Origin of the sequence: Paenibacillus sp. LK1 (assembly GCF_002750415.1) — a bacterium.
In the GTDB taxonomy this organism is placed as follows: Bacteria; Bacillota; Bacilli; order Paenibacillales; family Paenibacillaceae; genus Paenibacillus; species Paenibacillus taichungensis.
In genome coordinates this window covers 68,531-92,459 of record NZ_PEII01000011.1, presented here as the reverse complement: position 1 = coordinate 92,459, position 23,929 = coordinate 68,531, and the positions used below count along the sequence as shown (strand labels likewise).

General features: G+C 44.4%; 22 protein-coding genes. 18 read left to right on the top strand and 4 right to left on the bottom strand.

All coding sequences use genetic code 11. The annotated features are described in order from the left end of the window. Nucleotides 1–47 precede the first annotated feature (47 nt). The 3 genes from CS562_RS22975 to CS562_RS22965 all read left to right on the top strand — a co-directional run bounded on the left by CS562_RS22975 (nucleotide 48) and on the right by CS562_RS22965 (nucleotide 4,208). A complete protein-coding gene (locus tag CS562_RS22975) occupies nucleotides 48–1,967 on the top strand; it encodes a beta-glucoside-specific PTS transporter subunit IIABC (protein WP_099858336.1) in 1,920 nt (639 codons plus the stop codon). A gap of 59 nt (nucleotides 1,968–2,026) precedes the next feature. Continuing rightward, complete coding sequence (locus CS562_RS22970; protein ID WP_099858335.1) at nucleotides 2,027–3,490, top strand: glycoside hydrolase family 1 protein; 1,464 nt, start codon at nucleotides 2,027–2,029, stop codon at nucleotides 3,488–3,490. A 124-nt stretch (nucleotides 3,491–3,614) separates the two neighbouring features. Further along, nucleotides 3,615–4,208 (top strand): 5' nucleotidase, NT5C type, encoded by a 594-nt coding sequence (locus CS562_RS22965; protein WP_099858334.1) that lies wholly within the window; start codon nucleotides 3,615–3,617, stop codon nucleotides 4,206–4,208. Between the two features lie 33 nt (nucleotides 4,209–4,241). Here the strand turns inward: CS562_RS22965 and CS562_RS22960 are convergent, their stop codons facing one another. After that, the gene (locus CS562_RS22960; protein ID WP_076289042.1) at nucleotides 4,242–5,123 is read right to left on the bottom strand and encodes an AraC family transcriptional regulator; all 882 of its coding nucleotides are present in this window, start codon (nucleotides 5,121–5,123) and stop codon (nucleotides 4,242–4,244) included. A gap of 137 nt (nucleotides 5,124–5,260) precedes the next feature. On the opposite strand from CS562_RS22960, the gene CS562_RS22955 reads away from it, so the two are divergent. The 10 genes from CS562_RS22955 to CS562_RS22910 all read left to right on the top strand — a co-directional run bounded on the left by CS562_RS22955 (nucleotide 5,261) and on the right by CS562_RS22910 (nucleotide 17,468). Continuing rightward, on the top strand, nucleotides 5,261–7,972 hold the full coding sequence (locus tag CS562_RS22955; RefSeq protein WP_099858333.1) for an alpha-L-rhamnosidase: 2,712 nt from the start codon (nucleotides 5,261–5,263) through the stop codon (nucleotides 7,970–7,972). 171 nt (nucleotides 7,973–8,143) lie between these two features. Next, on the top strand, nucleotides 8,144–8,539 hold the full coding sequence (locus tag CS562_RS22950; protein ID WP_099858332.1) for a VOC family protein: 396 nt from the start codon (nucleotides 8,144–8,146) through the stop codon (nucleotides 8,537–8,539). Nucleotides 8,540–8,588: 49 nt separating this feature from the next. Next, nucleotides 8,589–9,116, top strand: coding sequence for a GNAT family N-acetyltransferase (locus tag CS562_RS22945; protein WP_099858331.1), 528 nt, complete (start codon nucleotides 8,589–8,591; stop codon nucleotides 9,114–9,116). A 151-nt stretch (nucleotides 9,117–9,267) separates the two neighbouring features. Then, entirely contained in the window at nucleotides 9,268–10,356 is a 1,089-nt protein-coding gene (locus tag CS562_RS22940) for an acyltransferase (protein WP_099858330.1), read from the top strand. Between the two features lie 179 nt (nucleotides 10,357–10,535). Further along, on the top strand, nucleotides 10,536–11,096 hold the full coding sequence (locus CS562_RS22935) for a DEAD/DEAH box helicase family protein (RefSeq protein WP_099858329.1): 561 nt from the start codon (nucleotides 10,536–10,538) through the stop codon (nucleotides 11,094–11,096). A gap of 21 nt (nucleotides 11,097–11,117) precedes the next feature. After that, entirely contained in the window at nucleotides 11,118–11,423 is a 306-nt protein-coding gene (locus CS562_RS22930; RefSeq protein WP_099858328.1) for a hypothetical protein, read from the top strand. Nucleotides 11,424–12,164: 741 nt separating this feature from the next. After that, nucleotides 12,165–13,004 (top strand): BglG family transcription antiterminator LicT, encoded by an 840-nt coding sequence (gene licT / locus CS562_RS22925; protein WP_063563219.1) that lies wholly within the window; start codon nucleotides 12,165–12,167, stop codon nucleotides 13,002–13,004. Between the two features lie 366 nt (nucleotides 13,005–13,370). Beyond that, nucleotides 13,371–15,281, top strand: a complete 1,911-nt coding sequence (locus tag CS562_RS22920) for a beta-glucoside-specific PTS transporter subunit IIABC (RefSeq protein WP_099858327.1) — start codon at nucleotides 13,371–13,373, stop codon at nucleotides 15,279–15,281. Nucleotides 15,282–15,315: 34 nt separating this feature from the next. After that, nucleotides 15,316–16,758, top strand: coding sequence for a 6-phospho-beta-glucosidase (locus tag CS562_RS22915; RefSeq protein ID WP_099858326.1), 1,443 nt, complete (start codon nucleotides 15,316–15,318; stop codon nucleotides 16,756–16,758). Between the two features lie 311 nt (nucleotides 16,759–17,069). Beyond that, nucleotides 17,070–17,468, top strand: a complete 399-nt coding sequence (locus CS562_RS22910; RefSeq protein WP_099858325.1) for a RidA family protein — start codon at nucleotides 17,070–17,072, stop codon at nucleotides 17,466–17,468. A gap of 121 nt (nucleotides 17,469–17,589) precedes the next feature. On the opposite strand, the gene CS562_RS22905 is transcribed toward CS562_RS22910, so the two are convergent. After that, entirely contained in the window at nucleotides 17,590–18,750 is a 1,161-nt protein-coding gene (locus tag CS562_RS22905; RefSeq protein WP_099858324.1) for a S8 family peptidase, read from the bottom strand. 210 nt (nucleotides 18,751–18,960) lie between these two features. On the opposite strand from CS562_RS22905, the gene CS562_RS22900 reads away from it, so the two are divergent. From CS562_RS22900 to CS562_RS22880, 5 genes are all read left to right on the top strand, one after another. Continuing rightward, nucleotides 18,961–19,494 carry a GNAT family N-acetyltransferase gene (locus CS562_RS22900; RefSeq protein WP_257219584.1) on the top strand — a complete coding sequence of 178 codons (534 nt, stop codon included), beginning with the start codon at nucleotides 18,961–18,963 and terminating at the stop codon, nucleotides 19,492–19,494. Between the two features lie 88 nt (nucleotides 19,495–19,582). Continuing rightward, a complete protein-coding gene (locus tag CS562_RS22895; protein ID WP_099858323.1) occupies nucleotides 19,583–20,041 on the top strand; it encodes an SMI1/KNR4 family protein in 459 nt (152 codons plus the stop codon). Nucleotides 20,042–20,151: 110 nt separating this feature from the next. Beyond that, entirely contained in the window at nucleotides 20,152–21,012 is an 861-nt protein-coding gene (locus tag CS562_RS22890; RefSeq protein ID WP_099858322.1) for a Cof-type HAD-IIB family hydrolase, read from the top strand. Nucleotides 21,013–21,043: 31 nt separating this feature from the next. After that, on the top strand, nucleotides 21,044–21,304 hold the full coding sequence (locus tag CS562_RS22885; protein ID WP_099858321.1) for a hypothetical protein: 261 nt from the start codon (nucleotides 21,044–21,046) through the stop codon (nucleotides 21,302–21,304). A 314-nt stretch (nucleotides 21,305–21,618) separates the two neighbouring features. Next, a complete protein-coding gene (locus CS562_RS22880; RefSeq protein WP_024630505.1) occupies nucleotides 21,619–21,801 on the top strand; it encodes a YjfB family protein in 183 nt (60 codons plus the stop codon). Between the two features lie 102 nt (nucleotides 21,802–21,903). Here CS562_RS22880 and CS562_RS22875 read toward each other — a convergent pair whose 3' ends face one another. Then, nucleotides 21,904–22,641, bottom strand: a complete 738-nt coding sequence (locus tag CS562_RS22875) for an HAD family hydrolase (RefSeq protein WP_076289053.1) — start codon at nucleotides 22,639–22,641, stop codon at nucleotides 21,904–21,906. A gap of 71 nt (nucleotides 22,642–22,712) precedes the next feature. After that, the gene (locus CS562_RS22870; RefSeq protein WP_076289054.1) at nucleotides 22,713–23,762 is read right to left on the bottom strand and encodes a zinc-dependent alcohol dehydrogenase; all 1,050 of its coding nucleotides are present in this window, start codon (nucleotides 23,760–23,762) and stop codon (nucleotides 22,713–22,715) included. Between the last annotated feature and the right edge of the window lie 167 nt (nucleotides 23,763–23,929).

Sequence of the window (23,929 nt, the reverse complement as noted above, 5' to 3'; positions counted from 1 at the left end):
CTATTTGTTCGGGTATTTTTTATTGGAAAAATGAGGAGGAAATGATCATGAAACATCAGGAAACGGCACAGGAAATCATCAAAGCCGTTGGGGGAACAAACAATATCAACTCGGTGTATCATTGCGTCACACGACTGAGATTTGATCTGAAAAATAACGATAAAGTGGACAATAACTCACTTAAGAAACTGGATAAAGTCATGGGAACAAATATCTCAGGAGATCAATTCCAGGTGATTATCGGGAATGACGTGTCCAAAGTATTTGATGCTATGGTGAAGGAACATCCGGCAATACAGCAAAGTACAGAAAATAAACAAGCTAAACCGGAAAAAAATAAAAATGTAATTCTTAATATTTTTGAGACGATTGCGGGTGTCTTCGCACCAATGCTGCCAGCGATTACAGCTGCGGGTATGCTCAAAGGATTACTTGCATTATTCGTATCCCTGGAGTGGATGTCAGCAGGTACTGACACGTACCGTATCCTTTCCGCCATTGGGGATGGCGTATTCTACTTCCTTCCGTTGCTGATTGCGGTTAGTGCAGCTCGCAAATTCGGCAGTAATCCGTTTGTTGCCATTGCACTAAGTACTGCGCTGATGTATCCCGATATGGGCGCATTGCTATCCAGCGGTGAATCGGTTGCGTTTATTGGCATTCCGGTAACGGCTGTCAGCTATGCCTCATCAGTTATTCCGATTTTGCTTGCCGTATGGCTGATGTCTTATGTTGAGAAATGGGTTGACCGCGTTATTCCTGCAGCATTGAAGTTGCTGCTTGTACCACTGATTACCTTGCTTGTTATGGTTCCGGTAACGCTGATTGCGATCGGTCCACTGGGTACATTTGTAGGTAGCGGCTTGTCCGGTGGTATTAACTGGCTGCTGAACGAAGGCGGATTAATTGCAGGGATTATTCTGGGCGGCGCGATGGCGCTCATTATTATGACAGGTATGCACTATGCGCTCGTACCGATCATCCTGAGCAATATTGCTACATTAGGCTTCGATAAATTTTTGCCACTGACGTTCATCTCCAATATGGGACAGGCCGGAGCGACGTTGGGCGTATTCTTCCGTGCAAAAGACAAAAAGCTCAAAACCGTTGCATTGTCCACCAGCTTTACAGCTCTGATGGGTGTAACCGAGCCAGCTATGTACGGCGTGAACATGAAATATAAAAAACCGTTTGCCGCTGCGATGATTGGTAGTGCCGTGGGTGGCGGATTCGCTCTTGCTTTTGGAGCCAAAGCTTATGTGCTTGCAGGTAACGGTGGTCTTCCGGGTCTGCCATCCCTGATCGGACAAACCTTCTGGTACTCCTTTGGCGGTATGATTCTTGCCTTTGTTGTGGGTGCAATTATGTCTACTGTGTTCGGGATCAAGGAAGAAGAGGGCGATGCCGAGGCGTTGGCTCAATTCTCACCTGGCGCTTCTGCGGCACCAGCGGCAGCACCGTCCAGCAATGCTGTAACCTTGAACGTGGACGATATGGGTGCTCCAACACCAACAAGTGATGCAGTAGCCATTGCACCGATGACGGGTAAAGCGATCGCACTCAAAGAAGTTAATGATCCAACGTTTGGCGATGAATTGATGGGTAAAGGTGTGGCATTTGTTCCAACGGTGGGTGAACTGGTGTCACCAGTTACAGGTACCATCATGAATGTGTTCAAAACGAAACACGCGATCGTGGTCCGCAGTGATAACGGAATGGAGCTTCTGATCCATGTGGGGATTAACACCGTGAAACTGCGCGGACAGTATTTTGAAGCCCATGTCGCTACGGGAGCACGTGTACAGGCTGGAGACAAATTACTCACGTTTGAACTTGATCAAATTGCCAAGGAATATGACATTACAACGGCGATGGTCGTTACGAATACAGCAGATTACAAGCAGGTTCTGCCTGTGAAGTTGGGAGCAATTACGACCGGTGAAGAAGTATTGAAAGCTGAAATTTAAAGTCTAAAGACGAACTTAAGACGAAATAGACGACATCAATAAGAAGAGGAGAGATACGCATGATCAATCGACAAAGGTTTCCAGAAGGTTTTCTGTGGGGCGGCGCAATTGCTGCCAACCAGGCTGAAGGTGGATTTGATGCAGGGGGCAAAGGCTGGTCAACAGCGGATATGGTTCCTTATTTTGAGAAGAAGGATTACACCAACCTTAGAGAACTGATGCACGTGACCAGTGCAACGGTTGAGAAAGCGATGGCTCACCACAGTGCGAAGGGATATCCGAAGCGTTACGGTATTGATTTCTATCACCGCTTCAAAGAGGACATTGCGTTATTCGCTGAGCTGGGTTTTAAGACATTCCGTCTTTCCATCAACTGGCCGCGTATTTTCCCGAACGGGTATGATGCGGAGCCGAATGAAGAAGGATTGCGTTTCTATGATGAAGTATTCGACGAATTGCGGAAGCACAATATTGAACCTCTCGTGACGCTCTCTCACTATGAAATGCCAATGTCATTGGTATTGAAGTACAATGGCTGGACAGGACGGGAAGTTATCGGACATTTTGTAAGATACGCCGAGACTGTCATGAATCGCTACAAAGACAAGGTGAAATACTGGTTGACGTTTAATGAGATCAACACAACCATTATTGAGCCATTCACGGGTGGAGGCATCATTGAGGATCGTGTCGATAACGTGATGCAAGCTTCCTATCAAGCACTTCACCATCAGTTTGTTGCCAGCAGTCTGGTAACGCAGAAGGCGCGTCAGATTAACCCGGACTTCCAGATTGGCTGTATGCTTGCGCGCATGATTCACTACCCAGCAACGTCGAAGCCGGAAGATGTACTGCAAGCTCAGATCGATAATCAACTGAACCTGCTTCATACTGATGTACAAGTGCGAGGCAGTTATCCAACCTTTATGGCTCGTTACTGGGCTGAGCATGACATCTCCATTGCGATGGAACCTGAAGACGAAGCGATTATGAAAGAGCATACGGTTGATTTCATCTCGTTCAGCTATTACACATCGCTGGTATCCGCAGTGAATCCGGAGGAATATGGAGTAACTGGCGGCAACCTGTACAGTACGATCAAGAATCCGAACCTGGAGCGTACAGAATGGGGCTGGCAGCTTGATCCGATCGGACTTCGTGTGGCGTTAAAAGAGCTGTATGACCGTTACCAACTGCCGTTATTTGTCGTGGAGAACGGACTTGGTGCCAAGGATACGGTAGAGGCCGACGGTTCCATTAATGATGATTATCGGATCGATTATCTGAGAAAACATATTACACAAATGAAAGAAGCAGTCATGGATGGGGTAGACCTTATGGGTTATACCAACTGGGGTGCGATTGATATCATCAGTGCGTCCACTTCGGAAATGTCCAAGCGTTATGGCGTAATCTATGTCGATCAGGACGACAACGGACAAGGCACATTGAATCGCTATAAGAAAAAGAGCTTTGGTTGGTATCAGAACGTCATCGCTACGAATGGCGAAGATTTGGGTTGATTTCGGGGGCAGTCCTTGCGCAGCAGTTATTGCGGCGTAGGGGCCGCTTTTTATTTTGAGCTCAAAAAGGATAGCGCTGTTACATTGATGATGATATACTGTGATCCTATTGGAGGGGATAATGATGAAAAAACCTATTATTGCTGTAGATATGGATGATACCATATGTCATCTGGTCAAGCGAGCCATCTATCATAACAACATCAACTTCCCAACCCATCCGCTGCGATATGAGGATATGATACATTGGGATACATCCCATTTGCGCCATCCGGATTGTACGCATGATGTATTTTATGGTCGGCCAGGGCTGTTTGAGGAACTGGAGATTTATGATGAATATGTAGTAGAAGAGGTGGAAAAGCTCCATCAAGCCTATGATCTGCTGATCCTAACGGCGGCTGAGCCCAAAACGGTTGTGGAGAAGTGGAATTGGCTCCAGAAGCATATGTCATACATATCTCCAGAACAGTTTATAACCTGTAAACGGAAAAACTTGATTAACTTCGATCTGTTAATTGATGATGGAGCACATAACCTGATACCCGCGCTGAATGATGGGAAAAAAGTCATCTGTATCCCTCATCCATGGAATATAAATGAACGGGAGCAACATCAGTTTCCGTTGATGACCTCTTGGAAAGGTGCAAAGGCTTATGTAGATCGTCTGCTTGAAAGAGAACATGAAGAGATTAAGTTTGATCCTGTAAAGAGATGAGCCTTAAGAAAGGAACGGAAGACAGGAACACACTTAATTCAATGGTTCTGCTCTGAAGTTCCTGCGATAGCCTTGGGGGGTTTCTCCCGTAATTCGTTTAAAGACGGCGTAAAATGAATCTACATCACGGTAGCCTACAAGTTCAGCAATTAAACTGACTTTATGTTGTGAATTCTTCAGCAATTCACAGCTTTTTTGTATGCGCAAATGTTGCAGATAAGCACCAAACGTCCGCCCGGTATGGGTCACGAACATGCGTCCAAGATGTCTTTCGCTCCAACCAGAAATATTCACCAGTTCGCTTAGACGGATTCGTTCGTTAACATGTTGGTCCAGGTAATGAAGGATATGTTCCATATCAGTCCCATTTTCCTTCTCATTGCAGGTAGCTTGATGAATCTGTCTGTACGTTGTCACGACGAGTTGGCTAACAAGCGTATACAGGATCGTGGAAGAGCCAATTCCTGGAACGGCAGATTCGCGATACAGCTTTACCATTAATTCTTCCATCCGCTGGCTGTAATCTGTGATGGATACATAAGGAACCCGATTCTTTTCCAGGTCTGTCAGATGGTTTCGAATCTCCTGCTCCTGAATAATAATGGACAAGGTGTGGATCAGTTCGGAATTGAACAGACAGTTATAAATAATGAGTGGGTGCTCTGATACATTCGCGGTAGCTGGGCGGAATACATGAGGAACGCCGACCGGAATAACAAATAACATCCCTTTGTGTACCGGAATAATATCTTCACCAATGTGATGAAAGCCCTTTCCTTCTGCGACATAACTATACTCAACAAACTCGTGTGCGTGAAAAGGAACCACAAAATCTTCTGAACATCGGTTCACGAACAGCTTCAGATTATTTTGAAAAAAGGATTCACTCTTGAACAGTTGTACGGTTGGATTCACGGAATTGCCTCCTTGGTTGGCATGACCAGATTACCGGGTTAAACTGTCCTCATTGCCGGGTATTTCCGATCATAGAATCGATATAATTATATCGTAACCTTGATTTGGAAACCACGATGGAAAGGGATGTTTCTCTGATGTTGACTGTAAGTCATCTGCGTTGTGAGTATAGAATAAATCCGATTGGACTAGATATCACGGCACCCAGATTAAGCTGGCATTTGCAATCCGATCTCAGAAATTGTGTACAATCAGTTTATCAAATTCAGTTGTCACGGACGGAAGATATGGCTCAAATTGAATGGGATTCCGGCAAAAAGAGCTCTGATCAATCCATTCATGTTGAACTGGAGCACTGGGTGCCCGAAGCACGAACCCGCTACTATTATCGCATTCGTGCCTGGGATCGTGCAGGAGATGAATCGGACTGGTCGGAGATAGCGTATTTCGAGACGGGATTCATGGGTAGTGAAGATGCCTGGCAGGCGGAGTGGATCACAGTCGATCCTTCCTCTCAGCAGGATGAGTCTTGCCCACGACTGCGTACCTTGTTTGAACTGAAAAAGCCTGTCGCTTCGGCCAGAATATATGTGACTGCACTTGGATTGTACGAACTTCATCTGAATAATCAGCGAGTGGGCGAAGCATACTTCACCCCGGGCTGGACCAGTTATAGTAAGCGGTTACAATATCAGGTCTATGATGTTACCGATCAGCTTCATAATGGACAGAATATACTAGGTGCTTATCTGGGAGATGGCTGGTACAAAGGACATTTGGGATGGGAGAAAAAGCAGAAGATATACGGTACGAAGGCAGGTTTGCTACTGGAACTTCATATTCATTATACCGATGGTTCAGAAGAACGTATTATTTCGGATCGAAACTGGAAGAGTTCCCCCAGCGCTATTCGCAGTTCAGACATTTATATGGGGGAAACGTATGATGCACGTATGGAAGCCGAATGGCAGGATTCATCTTCAGTCCAATGGTCGCCGGTACATGTGCTGAATTACTCAAAGGAGATTATCATTGCACAAGAGAACGTACCCGTAAAGCCAATTGAGCAAATTAAACCTATCGCCTTGCTTACAACTACACTGGGAGAACGTGTGCTGGACATGGGACAGAATATGGTCGGTTGGGTGAGATTCAGCATTCAGGGTGAAACGGGGCATACGGTAGAGTTGCTACATGCCGAGATATTGGATCATCAGGGTAATTTCTACACTGACAACCTGCGTGGTGCAACGCAGTGCATTCGTTATACCCTAAAAGGCGGTGAAGTGGAGACGTACGAGCCACGTTTCACATTTCAGGGATTCCGTTATGTGAAGTTGATTGGATTCCCGGACGAGATTCGGCTTGAGGATTTCACAGGTGTAGTTCTGCATTCCAATATGGAGCGAACCGGTGATTTTAAAAGCTCCAGTTCACTCGTGAATCAGCTTCATCACAATATATTGTGGGGGCAAAAAGGGAATTTCGTTGACGTACCGACAGATTGTCCGCAGCGTGATGAGCGGCTGGGCTGGACGGGAGACGCGCAGATGTTTATACGAACATCCTCATACCTGATGAACACGGCGCCTTTTTTCACCAAATGGCTGAGGGATCTGCAGGCGGATCAGGGAGAGGATGGAGGCATTCCTTTCTACGTTCCTGATTTGAGGAGTTCGACGTCAGACGGGTGGGCGGATACGAATCATTCTTCCGCTGCGTGGGGGGATGCCGCGGTGATCTGTCCATGGACGATTTACGAGATGTACGGGGATGTCAGGCTGTTGGCTGAGCAATATGACAGCATGAAGCGCTGGATTAATTACATTCACGCTCAAGGAGAGAATCCTTACTTGTGGAATACTGGCTTTCATTTCGGGGATTGGCTCGGGCTGGATTCCAAGCCGGACAGCTATATTGGGGCTACAGATAAGGATTTTGTAGCAACTGCTTTCTATGCCTATTCTGTTTCTCTAACACGGAAGGCTGCTGAGGTGTTAGGGCAGGCGGAAGATGTAACTTATTATGAAAATCTGCATGACAACATTGTTGCTGCATTTCAAAATGAATTTGTGACACCTGCGGGCAAACTTGCAGTTCCCACTCAGACCGCGCATGTACTTGCTTTGCATTTCGAACTATTGGATTCAGCAGCTCGGAAACGTACCATTGATCAGTTGGGAAAACTGGTTGCGGACGCTGGAAACCACTTGACCACCGGATTTGTTGGAACACCTTATCTGAATCCGGTATTGAGTGATACGGGACATCATGATCTGGCCTATACGCTACTCTTTCAGGAAGACTATCCATCCTGGTTATATCAAGTGACACAAGGTGCAACTACGGTATGGGAGCATTGGGACGGAATAAGGGAGGATGGCAGTCTGTGGAGTGCAGACATGAATTCATTCAACCATTATGCTTATGGAGCCATAGGGGAGTGGTTATATCGTTATGTTGCCGGAATTAACACAGATGAGCAACAGCCCGGGTTCCGGATCGTACACATCGAGCCCAAACCAGGACCAGGACTGGAGTGGGTCGAAGCGAGTTTCGAGACCATGTACGGTTCTGTCACATCCAGTTGGTATCGCCGCGATAATAACGAGATGGAGGTTCGTGTGACCATTCCTGCCAATACGACGGGCACGGTCCTTCTGCCTGGAGCAGATGTACAGACCGTTCTGGAGAACGGAAAAGCGGTGGACCAAGTAGCGGACATTCACGAAATTCAAACGCAGGGATCAGATGTACGAATTGCTCTGGGATCAGGAAGCTATCAATTCACTTACAAGGTAATTCAAGCAGATCAGGAAGTGCACGCACAACAGGTGGAATCCGTATAACTAGTGTGCATTAGAGGAATAAGCAAGCAGGATCGTGAACTAATATAATAGCGAAAGCTGGACCCGAGTAGAGGATCTGCACACGCAGGTTCTCTTTTTTACTTGGATGGAGAAATTTTTCTTCATTTTGATACAAGAATCTCAATATGCAATGAAGGGAGAAGTATAAATTTGACGACGGGAAAAATATTAGGTATAGCATACAATGTCATTCCTGTATCCAATGTTGAACAGTCCGCTGCTTGGTTTGTGAACCATTTTGGGTTTAATATTAGACAGCCAAGGCAAGGCTATATTAGCCTTTTTAGAAACAATAGGCCGATTCTTGATCTGATTGAAAGTGATCATGATTCCAGAGCCGTATTTCAAGTGAAGCAGAAAAAGAGATGGGTGATCACCTTTTTTACAGACGATATCGTTAAACTTCATACTGAACTCATTGCTGGCCACGTCCGTGTTGGCAAAGTTAGTGATGAGGGCATATATGGAAAGTTTTTTACTTTTGAGGATCTGGACGGTAATCTGTTTGACGTCTGGGAGCATCACGACTGTGAATTAGTATATTAGGGTGAAGGAGTATGGCAATATCAATATGAGTAAGGAGGACGTAATTAAAATGAGCAAAGAAAAAGTTAGATTGGTTAAACCTTCAGCGCAATATAAAGAAGCGTATGTAGCATTTTATGAAGACTGGGTTACAAGCGGAGAATCGATGGTGCCGTGGGTCATTTCGAAAGAACCCTATCCTTTTGAAGAGATGTTAGCTTTTTTGGAACGTAGCGAACAAGGCATCGATATCCCTGAAGGCTGGGTCAGGGACAGTACATACTGGCTTGTGACGGAGAGTGATCGAGTTGTTGGAGCCGTAAACATACGACATGAATTGAATGAGAAGCTGTTCCATAGCGGAGGGCATATTGGTTATGGAGTTCGTCCAGGTGAGCGACAGAATGGATACGGTGCGGAGATCCTCAAGCTTTCCTTGGAAATTACCAAAAATCTCGGAATTACCAAAGTATTAGTCGTATGTGATGCGCATAATGAGGCATCCCGAAGAGTTATTCTTCGTAATGGGGGTATCCAAGATCAAGACTATGTAGAGCCTGACGGGAATATCGTTGAGCGGTTCTGGATAGGCAATTAGCTAATGTCGAATGATGCTGAATATTGTTGTAATTTAACAAAAATAATATAGATCATGATTGTAATACCCACGTCTGCTGATTAAAATAAAGGTTAGAATCTGGATTGCGGCCGGAAACTATCATCCTATCAGGCATAAGTGAGGTTTTATTATGAATCAACCGGTTAATCGGCCCCGGCGTATTGAGTATCTGGATCTCTATCGTGCTTTTGCAATTATGGCAGTGGTCGCCATTCATGCGACTTCAACAGCAGTTGCACATTATCCCAAGCACACGTTGGATCATAACTTTTATTATTTTTGGAACAGCTTTTTGCAATTCGCCGTACCTGCATTTTTGTTTCTGTCCTCATTGGTGTTGTTCTACAATTACAGCTCCAAGATAAAGGAACAGGGCTGGATGCCCGCTTTTTATAAAAAGCGATTATTTTATGTTTTTGTGCCTTATTTGGCCTGGTCACTCATTTATTTTATCGTCAAACAATGGCTAGCAGGCAAAGAGCCTCTGGCACATGTAAAGCAGTTCTCGGGGCAATTGTTAACCGGTACTGCACATACGCATTTATATTTTTTTCTGATTATTTTGCAATTTTATGTGGTTTTTCCACTGCTTCTTTCGTTAACACGTTATCGTGTATTTAATCGATATTTACCGCTGTTCTTTATTGCGGCGCAGGCTGTTTTCTACGCGCTACATTTGCAGTTTCATTTCTCACGGATGGGAAGTTTGCTGCCCAGTTACCTGATTGTTATTGGATTCGGTGCCTGGATTGGGTTGAACTTCGGTGCGGCATTGAAGAAATTGTTCTCGTACCGTTATGTGCTGATTGCTGCATTGTTGAGCGGAGGAGCAGTGTTTATTTACGGTAATACTTATATAAAAACGGCTTTCGCCACAACTCCGGCGCTAACCTATACGTTGCTATTTCTATTCCGTAATCTGTTTACCCTCTCGGCCTGCTTACTCTTGTTGATCCTTTGTGAACGGATGGGTGCATGGAAACAGAATGGATCTAATCGGACAACTCGTATTCTGAACTCTTTGGGTACGGTGGCGTTTGGTGTATTTTTAATACATCCGTTAGTGCTCTTGTTCTGGAGAAGAGAACTCACCGTGGAACTCGCCCCACACTTCAGTCTTGGCATTATGCTGTCTTATGTAGTGGCGATTTTGCTCTCATGGATTATTGCCATGGGACTTCGTCGAATGAAGTGGGGATGGGTTCTGATCGGACGTTAACGTTGGGCAGACTATGAAACAATGGATATAAAGTAAAACCGAAGAAGAGATTTCAAGCCCTGAACATTCAGCGGATGGCTTGAAATCTCTTTTTTATTTGTCGAATAGGCGTTATTATGGACTAATGTCCAGAAAATTCAATTAATGATATACATATCGCTGATGTCAGGAGTGATGAGATGAAGTTCATCATTATTTTTGGTCCACAGGCTGTGGGGAAAATGACGGTGGGTCAGGAATTGGAGAAGATCACCGATCTGAAATTGTTTCACAATCATATGACGATTGAATTAGTGTCACCTTATTTCAGTTATGGTACACCTCAAGGAAAGAGACTTGTTAATCTGTTCCGTCAGGAGATTTTTGAAGAAGTGGCGAAGAGTGAGCTGCCCGGTTTGATTTTTACATTTGTGTGGGCATTCGATATGAAAGAGGATTGGGAGTACATTCGCAAAGTCAGTGCGTTGTTTGAGTCCAGAGGTGCAGAGGTATGTTATGTTGAACTGGAGGCTGATCCGGCGGAACGATTGGAGCGTAACAAGAGCCCACATCGGCTGCTGCACAAAGCAACGAAGCGTAATGTCGAATGGTCAGAGCAGGATCTGCTTTCGAGTATGGAGAAATATCGATTGAATTCCGAGCCTGGAGAAATTACGCATGAGCATTATATTCGGATTAATAACACTGACAAGAGCCCGAAAGACGTGGCACAGCTAATCCAAGAACGATTCAAACTGTAATTGAAAGTGGAGGGGAAAAGCATGTATATCATTTTGGCTTTAATAGTAGGATTTGTTCTGTGTCTTCTGATGCCATATGGTACGATTCTGGCAGGCGCGATTATATTTGCACTTGTTGCAGACAATTATCGTCAGACCATGAGTATGCGCGAGGATATTCGATCCATTAAGCATCATCTAGGATTGATGCACAAGGGCGAAGCGGAAGAGTACCAGATCGATAAACAGTTAATGGATATCGAACACTTGAATTCGGACCAGTTGAAGATCATTAATCGAAGAATCGAAGCAGAACTGGAGAAGGAAAGCAAAAAGAGTAAATCATGATCAAATGACTGCACGAAAATGAAGAAATAGAGTGCCAATGGATTCGAGATTTTATATCTTTATAAGGATTGGCAAGGTACGCCGTTGATTGATGAGAGTTATGAGATGATATTTACGTCTGCAAAAACGCGCGAAAAGCGTGACTAAATAAAAATAATTATTTTTTTGTATGCAATTTTTCATCATTCGGACACATTAAGTCCTTCTCTACGGAGGGCTTTTTTGTTTATTTATGATCCGAATTCTACAGGATTTTAAGAAGAATTTAATCAAAAATATAGTAAATAAGTGCAAACACTTTTTGTCTGCAATGATATGGATGCACTCATGAATGTAATTATAAATTTCAGTTTATTAATGGTCGAAGTGGCAGGCGAGTAGTAGGCTTTATGATACCGATTGGATACAGACAGGTATTGAAATTCTGGATTTGGAGCTCTGGGTACAAGTATAATTCCATGGATAAGTCGTCATGCTAAGGAAATGCTTATAATGGGAAGGTTTGTAGATACAGAATGATTACTTCCAAACAGAAAAAAATACAAAACAGATAAACAGTATCATTTATGCATTCAGGAAGTGATTTGTTAGGGATAAAACATCATCGATTTTTTTGTTGCACAATGTAGAAAAATGTAATACCATGAACGCAAATATAGTTAACATTGAAGTGAAATGGGCAAGGCCAGTGACCTCATGGAAGGCACGGTTTGCCTTTTTCTGTATATTGGAGTGGATAAAGTGAAGATCGAGAAGGTGTTAAACAATAATGCTGTAGTTGCGATTAAAGACGAACGCGAAGTCATCGTTATTGGCCGGGGAATTGCTTTTCAGAAGAGAGCCGGCGATGAGGTGTCGGAGCAGCATATTGATAAGATATTTACTTTACAGAATGAAAATATTCAGGAAAATTTCAAGGCATTAATCGCGAGCATACCGTTGGAATACATGAAAGTGTCTGAAGAGATTATCGCCTATGCCAAGCTGAAGCTTGGGAAAAAGCTAAACGAGAGCATCTATCTGCATCTGACGGATCATATTCATTTTGCCATTGAACGTTATCGTAACAATCTGCCTATCCGTAATGGACTGCTGTGGGAGACCAAGCAGCTCTACAAAGACGAATATGAGGTAGGGCTGGAAGCGTTAAATATGATTTGTGATCAGTTTGGTGTACTTTTGCCTGAAGATGAGGCGGGGTTCATGGCACTTCATTTTGTAAATGCAGCACTTAACGAAGAGATGCCTAACATCCGAAGTATGACTCAGGTCATGCAGGAGATTTTGACGATCATCAAATATCATTTCAAAATGGACTTTGACGAGAACTCATTGAATTATTATCGATTTGTGACTCATCTGAAGTTTTTCGCCCAACGGCTGGTGAAAGGCAAGCATTATAAGAGCAACAACGACGATGAGTTATTCGAGATGATTCAGAAAAAGTATCCTGAAGCGCACAAGTGCTCGGAGAAGATTAGAAAATTCATTGAAAATAACTACACGTATCAACTGACTAACGAAGAAATGATGTATTTAACCATTCATATTGAACGCGTGGTGCATGCCACTTCAGAGTAACGATATTACAAAATAAAGATTCTTAAAAAAACGCTTGCAAAAGGTTAGAAGTTATTATATTATGAATCCATAAAGTAAGCGCATACATCAATCGGATTGTAACTGTTCAATCAGGCAATTCCGAGACTTCCGACCACTTTGGGTCCGTAAAGATGGGTTGCAACTTACTTTAAGATGAAGTTGTTAATGCTACAACTGAATATCGCTGTGTACAGCCTTACAGGGTTGCAACCGTTAAGGGCAAAACCTGAATTGCTGAATATCACGACTTGTTTCCGGATTTTCCGGTGCGTTGTGTATGTTCAGTAGTTCAGGTTTTCTTTGTTTCACAAGCATCGGGAGTCTACTTAGAGAGGGAGAATTACTATGAACTACGATCAACTGGCCAAAGACATCTTGTCTGGTGTAGGCGGAGCTAAAAACGTAAACAGTGTATTCCATTGCGTAACGAGATTACGCTTTAAACTTAAAGATGAAAGCGTTGCTAAAACGGAAGAGCTTAAAAATCTGCCAGGTGTCATTACCGTCATGCAGAGTGGTGGACAGTATCAGGTCGTAATCGGCAATGAAGTGCCGGATGTATATAAAGCTGTTGTAAAGGCAGGTAATCTGCCTGCTGAGGGACAGGTTCCTGAAGATCAGGATAGTTCTGGTAACAAGGGGAGTTTGTTCGGTCGTTTTATCGATATGATCTCTGGTGTCTTCACGCCGCTGCTTGGCTTACTGGCTGCAACAGGGATGATCAAAGGTTTTACAGCCATGTTTTTATCCTTCGGATGGATAGCGGACACATCAGGTACGTACCATCTGCTGAATGCAACGGGCGATTGTCTGTTCTACTTCTTCCCGGTATTCCTTGGTTATACGGCCATCAAAAAATTTGGCGGTTCACCGTTCCTCGGTATGGCGATTGGAGCTACACTCGTATATCCTACGCTGTCCGGTTTGACTGCGGGTGATCCACTGTATACGTTGTTCGCAGGTACATTATTTGAATCACCAATTCACATTACGTTCTTGGGCATTCCTGTAATCCTGATGAATTATTCATCATCGGTTATTCCGATCATTATCGCTACATTCTTTGCAGTGAAAATAGAGAAATTCTTCAAAAATGTTATTCCTAAAGTGGTTAGTACGTTCCTGGTTCCATTCTTCACACTGCTGGTTATCGTTCCTGCAACATTCCTTGTAATTGGTCCAATATCCACATGGGCAGGTCAATTGATTGGTGCAGGAGCAACAGGCATCTATGAATTAAGCCCACTCGTTACAGGTTTGGTCATTGGTGGTTTGTGGCAAGTGTTTGTATTGTTTGGTCTTCACTGGGGACTCGTACCAGTTATGCTTCTTAACCTGAGTACGTCCGGAGCTGACCCAGTGGTTGCAATGTCTTTCGCTGCTTCCTTTGCCCAAATTGGTGCGGTACTTGCTGTTATGTTAAAAACCAAGAATGCCAAATTGAAATCATTAAGTATTCCAGCTTTCATCTCGGGGATCTTTGGTGTAACTGAGCCAGCCATCTATGGTGTGACACTTCCACTGAAAAAACCATTTATCATGAGTTGTATCGCAGGTGGTATTGGAGGCGGAATTCTAGGGTTATTCGGATCGAAAATGTACATGTTTGGCGGACTTGGCGTATTCGGCTATCCGACCTTCATCAACTCAAAAACAGGCGTTGATTCCGGATTCTACATGGCTCTTGTAGCTACAGCGGTTGCATTCATCCTTGGTTTTGTCCTTACGTATGTTGTTGGTTTCAAAGACAAGGCAGATGCAGTTCCAGCGCCAACACCTGTACTTGATCCAAACCCGAACAACAGATATGAAATTTTCAGCCCAATGGCTGGTGAAGTGGTTGAACTGAAAGAGATCAATGATGTTACATTTGCAGGAGAGCATATGGGTAAAGGGATTGCGATTCGTCCAACCAGTGGCAGAGTCGTATCTCCAATCACGGGTGTCGTACAAACGGTATATCGCACCAAACATGCCATTGGACTTGTCACTGATGAGGGTGTTGAGATGCTGATTCATATCGGACAGGATACGGTGCAATTGAAAGGTCAGCATTTCACAGCTCATGTAAAAGATGGCGACCGCGTTAATGTGGGCGATCTGCTCATGGAATTTGATCTGCAAGCGATCAAGGATGCCGGATATGAGACAGTTACACCGATTATTATCACGAACACGTCCAATTATCTGGATGTAGTAGGCACGAAGGATGTATCTGTGAAAGAGAAAGACAAATTGCTCACAGTGCTCGGTTAAATGAACGTTCATTATGGATAGGAGGTAGACGTGAATGTATGAAAAATTAACAGCCTTCCCGGAGAATTTTCTCTGGGGAGGAGCAACGGCAGCAAACCAGCTTGAGGGAGCCTATCTTGAAGGTGGCAAAGGGTTAACTACGGTTGATCTGATTCCAACGGGGGCTAATCGCTTCCCTATTGCTTTGGGAAATCTCGATTCATATGAGCCCAAAGATGGAGAGTTTTATCCTTCGCATGAAGCGATTGATTTTTATCATCGATACCAAGAAGATATCGCACTATTTGCGGAAATGGGATTCAAGTGCTTGAGGCTCTCTGTAGCCTGGGCGCGGATTTTCCCTAATGGCGATGACGCTGAGCCGAACGAGGCGGGATTGCAGTTTTACGATGATGTCTTCGACGAATTGTTGAAATATAATATTGAGCCTGTGGTCACAATCTGTCACTTTGATGTCCCTGTACAACTGGTCGAAACGTATGGCGGATGGAAGAACCGTAAGATGGTAGTTTTCTTTGAGACTTATGCAAAAACATTGTTCGATCGTTACAAGGACAAGGTCAAATATTGGATGACGTTTAATGAAATCAATATGCTGCTGCATCTTCCGTACATTGGAGCGGGTATTGTTCTTCAGGAAGGTGAGAATAAAGAGCAGGTTCTCTATCAGGCAGCGCATCATGAATTGGTTGCTAGTGCTTTGGCTGTGAAAGCCTGTCACGAGATCATTCCAGGTGCACAGATTGGTTGCATGCTGGCAGCAGGCATGGTTTATCCGTACACTTCCAATCCAGATGATGTATGGAAAGCCATGGAGCAGGATCGGGAGTCGTTCTTCTTTATCGATGTTCAGTCCAAAGGAGCGTATCCTGGGTATACGAAGCGTTTCTTCAGAGAACATGAGATCGTGATTAATATGCAGCCGGAAGATGCAGATATTCTCATGCAGAATACAGTTGACTATATCGGATTCAGTTATTACGCCAGCCGCTGTACAAGTACCGATCCGGAGATTTTGAAGGATTCGACCGAAGGCAATGTGTTTGGCTCAGTGAAGAATCCGTATCTTCAAGCTTCCGAATGGGGCTGGACGATTGATCCGAAAGGTCTTCGAATTACCTGTAACCAGCTGTATGACCGCTATGGCAAACCATTGTTTATTGTGGAAAATGGACTTGGTGCAACGGATGTGTTGCTCGACAATGACACCGTTGAAGACGATTACCGTATTGATTATCTGAATCGTCATTTTGCCGAGATGGCTGAAGCCATTCAGGACGGGGTTGAGCTTCTGGGTTACACGAGCTGGGGACCGATTGATCTGGTCAGCGCAGGTACTGGGGAGATGAAGAAACGGTACGGTTACATTTATGTAGACCGGAACAATGACGGAAGCGGCACACTTCGCAGAGTGAAAAAGAAAAGTTTCCATTGGTACAAAGAGGTTATTGCCAATAATGGGGCGCAATATTTTTAACTCCAGGTGTAGTCCCTTACGTATACACAAAGAGCAGTCTCGTTGACACGGGACTGCTCTTTGCTTATGAATGATGAATTTGACTCATGATTTGTTTCATATATAATGAAAAGATCAAGAGAATCTTGTCACTTAAGAAGGGAGGAGCATCCAATCATGAAGAAAAAATCACTTGCGTTTATATCCCCGGGATATGGATACTCCACTGCTGTCTTTTTCTAGAATCTATTCCAAGGGAGAAGTGTGCCCAAATTAGGAAGAAAACTAGGAAATATCGCAGAAAAAATCTTAAGAATGACGAGGTAATCAACATGAAAACCGACAAAATTACTAGAAAAAATCCAGCTAATATGCCAGCTCCTGTAGGACAGTACACGCATATTACAAGAATTCCAAGGAATGCAGAGTTGTTTGTGACATCGGGTCAAATTGGAGCAGATCGTAGCGGACACTTTCCAGACAGTCTGAATGAGCAAGTCACGAATACATTCAATAATATTAAAACAGTGCTCGAATTCGAGCATTTAGATGCTGAACATATTATCAAAGTCAACGTATGGGCGACGGAGAAAATCGATTGGGATTTCTTATACGCTGAGTGGGGACAATTATTCAGCCATGAATATCCTGCGATGACAATTGGATATATTACGGAGTTGGGTTTACCCGAAATTAAAATTGAAATCGAAATATGGGCAGCAAAAGTGTAGAACCAAATAAAATTATTAAACCATGGAGCTTCGATAGAAGCCCCATGGTTTTTTTGATTTCTTTATTCATGAGAAATGGAAGTAGCGATGATCCATGCCATTATGAGTGAATGTATTTGTGTTATGGCACTTGCAGACTCTGATAGGCATTCAGTCTCCCATACGTCCAGTACACACCAGAGCCGGATACGGGATCGGATGCGAAGCATAGGGCATCACGAATCTGCGCATTAGTTTTCCCGCGTGCAGCAAGTAATGCAGCCACTCCCGCTACATGGGGAGCCGCCATGGACGTTCCGCTTAGATAGGTATAGGAGCCACCCAGGTATGTGGACAGAATCGTATCACCTGGTGCAGCCATATCAACCCACGATCCATAGTTTGAAAAATTGGATTTGAGGTCGGAAGGATTGGTTGAAGCTACCGCAATGACGTTTGGATAAGAGGCAGGTACAATCGGAAACGAAGTATTATCATTACCTGCTGCCGCGATGATGACAGCACCCCGATCCCATGCATACTGCACGGCAGCCTGAAGAAAAGCTTCTCCCGTTGGCCCACCAAGACTCAGGTTAACGACTTGAATACCGTTGTTGGCCGCGTAAACAAGTCCGTTTCCGACGTTACCCGTTGTACCTTGTCCATTGTTATCCAATACACGTAGCGGGACAATCGAAGCGAGCGGTGCCACACCAGCAATGCCAACTCCATTATTGGTTATAGAAGCTGCAATTCCAGCTACATGGGTGCCGTGCCCGTTACCATCTTCGGGAATACTATCATAATCAACGTAATCGTATCCGGGAAGGATCTTGCCAGCAAGCTCAGGGTGGTTTAACTGCACGCCAGTGTCAATGATCGCGATTTTGACCGAGCTGTTACTCTGGGAAATGTCCCAGGCAGCGGGAGCATTGATTTTTGGCAGGTTGTATTGGTAAGGAAAAAACGGGTCATTTGGCGTAAACGATGCCTGAAGGTAGTAGTTCGGTTCAACATGCTCGATGAGCACATGGTCCTTGTAGTGCTTTAACATACGCTGCATCTTCTTTCTTGATTCAATGCGATACCAGCCCAGATCTTCATACGTTTCGGCTACGTTGCATTTTGCTTTTTTATGCAGAGTGTACATCTCGTCGGCTGTCGTACCTTCCTTGAACTTGATTAACAGCTGCTTGGGTGCGTGGGGATGAAACTTTTTGGTTGCAAGTTTATCTTCCACATAACGATAGATGAACCCAATTGTCAGTAGTGCTGCAGCAGAGATTCCAAGCGATAACCACATATGTTCTTCCCCCTCGAAGTTGATTGATGACACGCCTTATCGTATGCGTTCCCTATCAAATCGCGCGGGCTTTCTTCTATTTTGGTTAGCCGTTTAGATAGATTGATAGGAAGAGCTTATTTCGGTAGAATTGTAAGCAGAGAGCGAACTTGCGGTTAGTTGGGTTCGTATACGGAGCTGAAAACGGGCCCGAATCTAAGGATAAGGAATGTGGATTTTGTGACACAGCTTCAGGCCGTACCGAAAGTGATAGCTATTCAAGAGCACCAAATCAATGATGCAATTGATTTTGCCATGCGTGTCCGCAAAGAAGTATTTCCAAAGCTGGATCATGAGGAGTTACCTGTAGATCTGGAGCAATTCAAAGAACATTATCTGGATTCAGCCGATGCTGTATTTCTGGTTGCTGTCACCGAAGAAGAAGAGATTGTGGGTTCCATTGGCATCCTGCCTTATGATGGGCGTATCGAAGTTGTGAAAGGACGATATCCTGAGCAGTCTGCCGCCGAAATTGTGAAATGTTATGTGGATCCTAAATATCGCAGATACGGTATTGGTTCACTCCTCGTAAGAGAACTGGAGAAAGTGGTGGCGGAGCTGCACTACACAACGTTGTATTTGCATACACATCGCTTTTTACCTGGAGCCGTGGATTTCTGGAAACGTCAGGGATATGTGGTTGTTGTGGAACAGGACGATGATTGGCAGACGGTGTATATGGACAAGTCAGCAGGCCAGATATAAAGATTTTCTATCAAGTGATGTACGCTTCAGCAAGAGACTGCAAGGTGGAACGACCAAACTTAAAATACGAGATAGGAGAGATCTGTTCATGTATAAAAGTCTGATTGAGAAACTGGAGCATACCGAGGCTATACGCTGGTTCCGGAATCATCAAGTTCAGGAAAGCTGGATTATTGAAGTGGAGCATGAATTGGGCTTTCCATTACCTCCTTCCTATCGCTGGTGGCTTCTTAACTATGGTGTAGCGATGTTAAGCGGAACAGAAATTCTGACCGTTACAGATCCAGAGCATCGAGAGTATACGGACACGGACATTCTGTATATATACCGACTTGCCGATGAACAGACGAAGCAGGAAGGGAAGTTGGAACTGTTTGTTCCGGATGAGGATGAATATTACTACTTTGATACACGTACGGCTGATGAACTAGGGGAATACAAAGTGATGCGTTTGGATTACTTTAATGGAGAACCTGAAGTGTATGCAGACTCCTTTACAGGATTTCTGGAGAAATTAATTGATCAGCGTACTCCTCGAAATCGGTAATGCTGTCACGTTTTGTATAACAAAGGCAAGCACTAGGAAGCAAGGGGATCAGCCAATGTGAATACAACAGAAGAAATTCTCGTGGGTGAAATAGATGGGGGCAAACGCAGATGAGTACAACGAATCGAAAAATTGTTTTTATAGATATTGATGGCACATTGGTAGATGATGACGGCAACATTCCGGTGTCCGCACAACAGGCGTGCAAACAGGCACGTGAAAATGGACATCTGCTCTATTTATGTACAGGACGATCCAAGGCGGAAATCTACGATTCTATATGGGAAGTAGGATTTGACGGTCTGATCGGTGCCGGCGGTGGCTATGTTGAGTTCGGTCAAGATGTGCTGTATCACAAAAGGGTAACGGCAGAAGATGTACGGCATATGGTCGATTTTTTCAATGAACACCAGATTGACTTCTACCTCGAATCTAATTCGGCCTTGTACGCCAGCTCCAATCTTCAATCTCATCTGGAACGTCGCATTTATGGTGATATAGAGAATGATCCCGATGCCAGAGCGAAAAAAGAACAAAAGCCACATCCGTTTATTGCTGGTCTGACGTATGGTGAAGCCGATTTATACAAGGACGACGTAAACAAAGTTTGTTTTCTGGAAAGCTCCACGATTCCGTTCGATCGAATCAAGCAGGAGTTTGAAGGCAAATTCGAAGTCATTCAGTGCACGGTACCTATCTTTGGTGAAGGAAGCGGTGAACTGATGATCCCGGGCATTCATAAAGCCATTGCTATTGCAGATTTATTGGAGCATCTGGGTATGTCACGTGAAGATACACTCGCCATTGGGGACGGCATGAATGATGCGGAGATGCTGGAGTATTGTGCTGTAGGGATTGCGATGGGTAATGCCAAGCCGGGTCTCAAAGCCATTGCAGATGATATAACTGGAACTATTGAAGAAGATGGCTTGTACCACAGTTTTGTGAAATATGGATTGATTGAGCCCTAATCAGTCTTAAACGAGTAAAGAGGTGAAACCAATGTCGGAAGGAATAAAAGTTGAGCTGGAAATTAGTGCATTCGGTCAGGAAACAGTTCCATCGTATGATGATTCTTTTCGTAAACATGAGATCGCAAGAACTCGTATTTTACCTAAAGAAACAACATTAGCGCAACTGGAAGAGATGGTAAAGGAATTGATGGCAGAGATCAAAGAGGATTTTCAGCAACCGGAACAGTTATTAGCCAAAGTCACCCTGAGAGCCAAGGAAACAGATGGGGTATTGAAATACTTAGGTTAGGAACTCTTTTCATAGAAATGTTCTAGACTCCTGACAGGACCCAATAGATAAATCCACCAAATAACCCGATACAAACTCCGGCAATGACTGAAAAAAGAATAACAAATTTTCTCCCGTTCATAAGCAACCCTCCTTCATGATTTTAACATATACGTATTAATAGATGTTTTGTTTTGCTATAGCATCTTCGAAAGGATTGGAAGAGGGCGAATGTTAAGCTTTTGAACATGAAGGAGAGAATTACATATTTCCTCCCATCTGACCGATATAAAATAGGTATGCCTATTGACCAGAAAACGAAAGGAGTGCAGAACATGGATATTGCAGCATTATCAATGGCTATGAGTCAAGTCTCAGTAGCGCAGTCGGCGAGCTTGCAAGTCATGTCCATGTCGAAAGACATGGCAGAGCAGCAAGGTCAGCAACTAACAGAAATGTTAAAGTCGGTTCCGGCTCCTCATCCCAATCTGGGTGGAAGTCTGGATATTTCGGTCTAGACGATATTCGAGTTTGTGTTATCGCGTTAAATTTGCAGCAAGCAAAACCCAAATAGCTCCAATTCCAAGGAATTGAAGCCATTTGGGTTGTTTTTTTTCGTGTTAGTTTATTTCCGACAAGCTTGGCGATCGGCCTTCCAACGGAAGTGTATCTTTCAGCGTCCATAACTCATCGTAACTGGAAATCTGAAAATCGGCTTTGGATAAGTCCTGGTCACCTGATCCCGGATTGCGGTATCCGATGCAGCGCATACCTGCACTTTTGGCGGCCTGAACACCATTGCGCGAATCCTCAATGACAAGACAGTTCGATGGGGATGCTCCAATCATCTCGGCTGTAGTCAGGAATATATCCGGAGCCGGTTTGCCATTCGTGACTTCCTCACCTGTCATTCGGACCTCGAAGTATTTTCCAAGTCCGGTCTTGTCCATGATCAGATCGATCAGTGCACGTGGAGATGAAGAAGCAACGGCTATCGGAATGTGCTGCTCATGCAGCCAGCTTAACCAGCGTTCTACGGAAGGCATGGCTGTCAGCTTCGGGTGAGCCAGCATCGTCTGCATCACATTATGTTGATGGTAGGCGAGGGCTTCTTCCACGGTAGCTGTTAACTGGTGCTTGTCCAATACTTGCCGCCACATCGATTCCAGCGTGACTCCAACATAGGTGTGATGTTCTTCCTCCGTCATTTTTGCGCCAAAATGGGCAAAAGAGCTGCGTTCAATCTCGAAATAAATCGGTTCGCTGTCAATCAGTACGCCATCCATGTCAAAAATGACCGCCTGAATGCTGTCATTCTTTGACTCTCCCAGCCCGTCAAACTCCTTGTTTGCTACCATGTTGTATTCCTCCTCCAGGATTCTGTAAGCAATTATCTCTAATTTATCTCAATCATGATTAACTTGCTACATTAGATACTGGAACCGCTGGATTGCAGCACCACTTTGATGGCATGTGAAGAAGCTTGAAGTGTACGCCCCTGAATATCGCAGCCAAGCGTGCGGAATGCCTCTTCGTAATCCTCCAACGGGAACGAGTGGGTGATAATTTTTTTCGCCGGGATAATCTGTTGCTCTATCATGTAGTGTGCTGTTGCGAAAGTTCCCAGGGAGTCGATGGAGCCAATGATTTTTAGACTGCGGTCCACAACTTCCTTGGGATTGAACGATGTGTTACCATCTCTCAGACCGACCAGCATGAGATAACCGCCGCTGGCGAGTTGCGAAAGCACTTGTGTACCCACGACGCCTGTCGTATCCACAATCATATCAACCTGATTGGTTGTGGGTGCCAGTGATTCTATCGCATTTTCAAAGGATGAATGAACCTCCCAACGGTCCGGTGCAATCGAACCTGCAATAGCCAGGCGTTCTTCCGAGATATCGACGAGACAGCCAGTGACGCCTTTGGAAGCGAGGGCATAGCTGTATAGAATACCAATCGGCCCTGCGCCGAGGATAATTGTTCTGAAATTCGGTAGCAGCTGGATCTGATTAATGCCTGTAAGCATGCAGCTCAGCGGTTCAGTCAAGGTAGCTTCCTCATAGCTCACATGGTCCTTCAATTTATACAAAAAGCGGTCCTCTGTTACATAATAATCCGTAAATGTACCATCAGCACTCACACCGGTCTCTGTAACCGACTTATGTGTACAGTGATTTTGTCTGCCTGTTCTGCACATGTCGCATTGCCCGCAATAATAGGTAGGATCGATGACAACCCGGTCTCCCGGTTGCAGTGTTGTTACAGCTGTGCCCACAGCAATGACTTCCCCGGCAGACTCGTGACCAAGTATGACGGAAGGAACCGCATGATATTTACCGCTGACAATACCGAGGTCGGTACCGCATACACCCGTTGCCCGGATTCGAACCAACACCTGATTATCTCTCGCGATTTCCGGAACAGGCCGTTCCTCAAGCGCTACATCCCAAGCCGATTTGTATACCAATGCTAACATGTTAAAACCTCCTTATAATAATATGAAATGTAACTATAGCGATTCATTTTAAAAACAGTTTCTGACAAGATACGAAAGTAGTGAAGGGGACGAAATCGATTCTGAAGAAGCGGAGCGTTCGCCTAAAAGCTTTCTGGAAGAAAGCTGCTTCGGAAGCATATGCTATC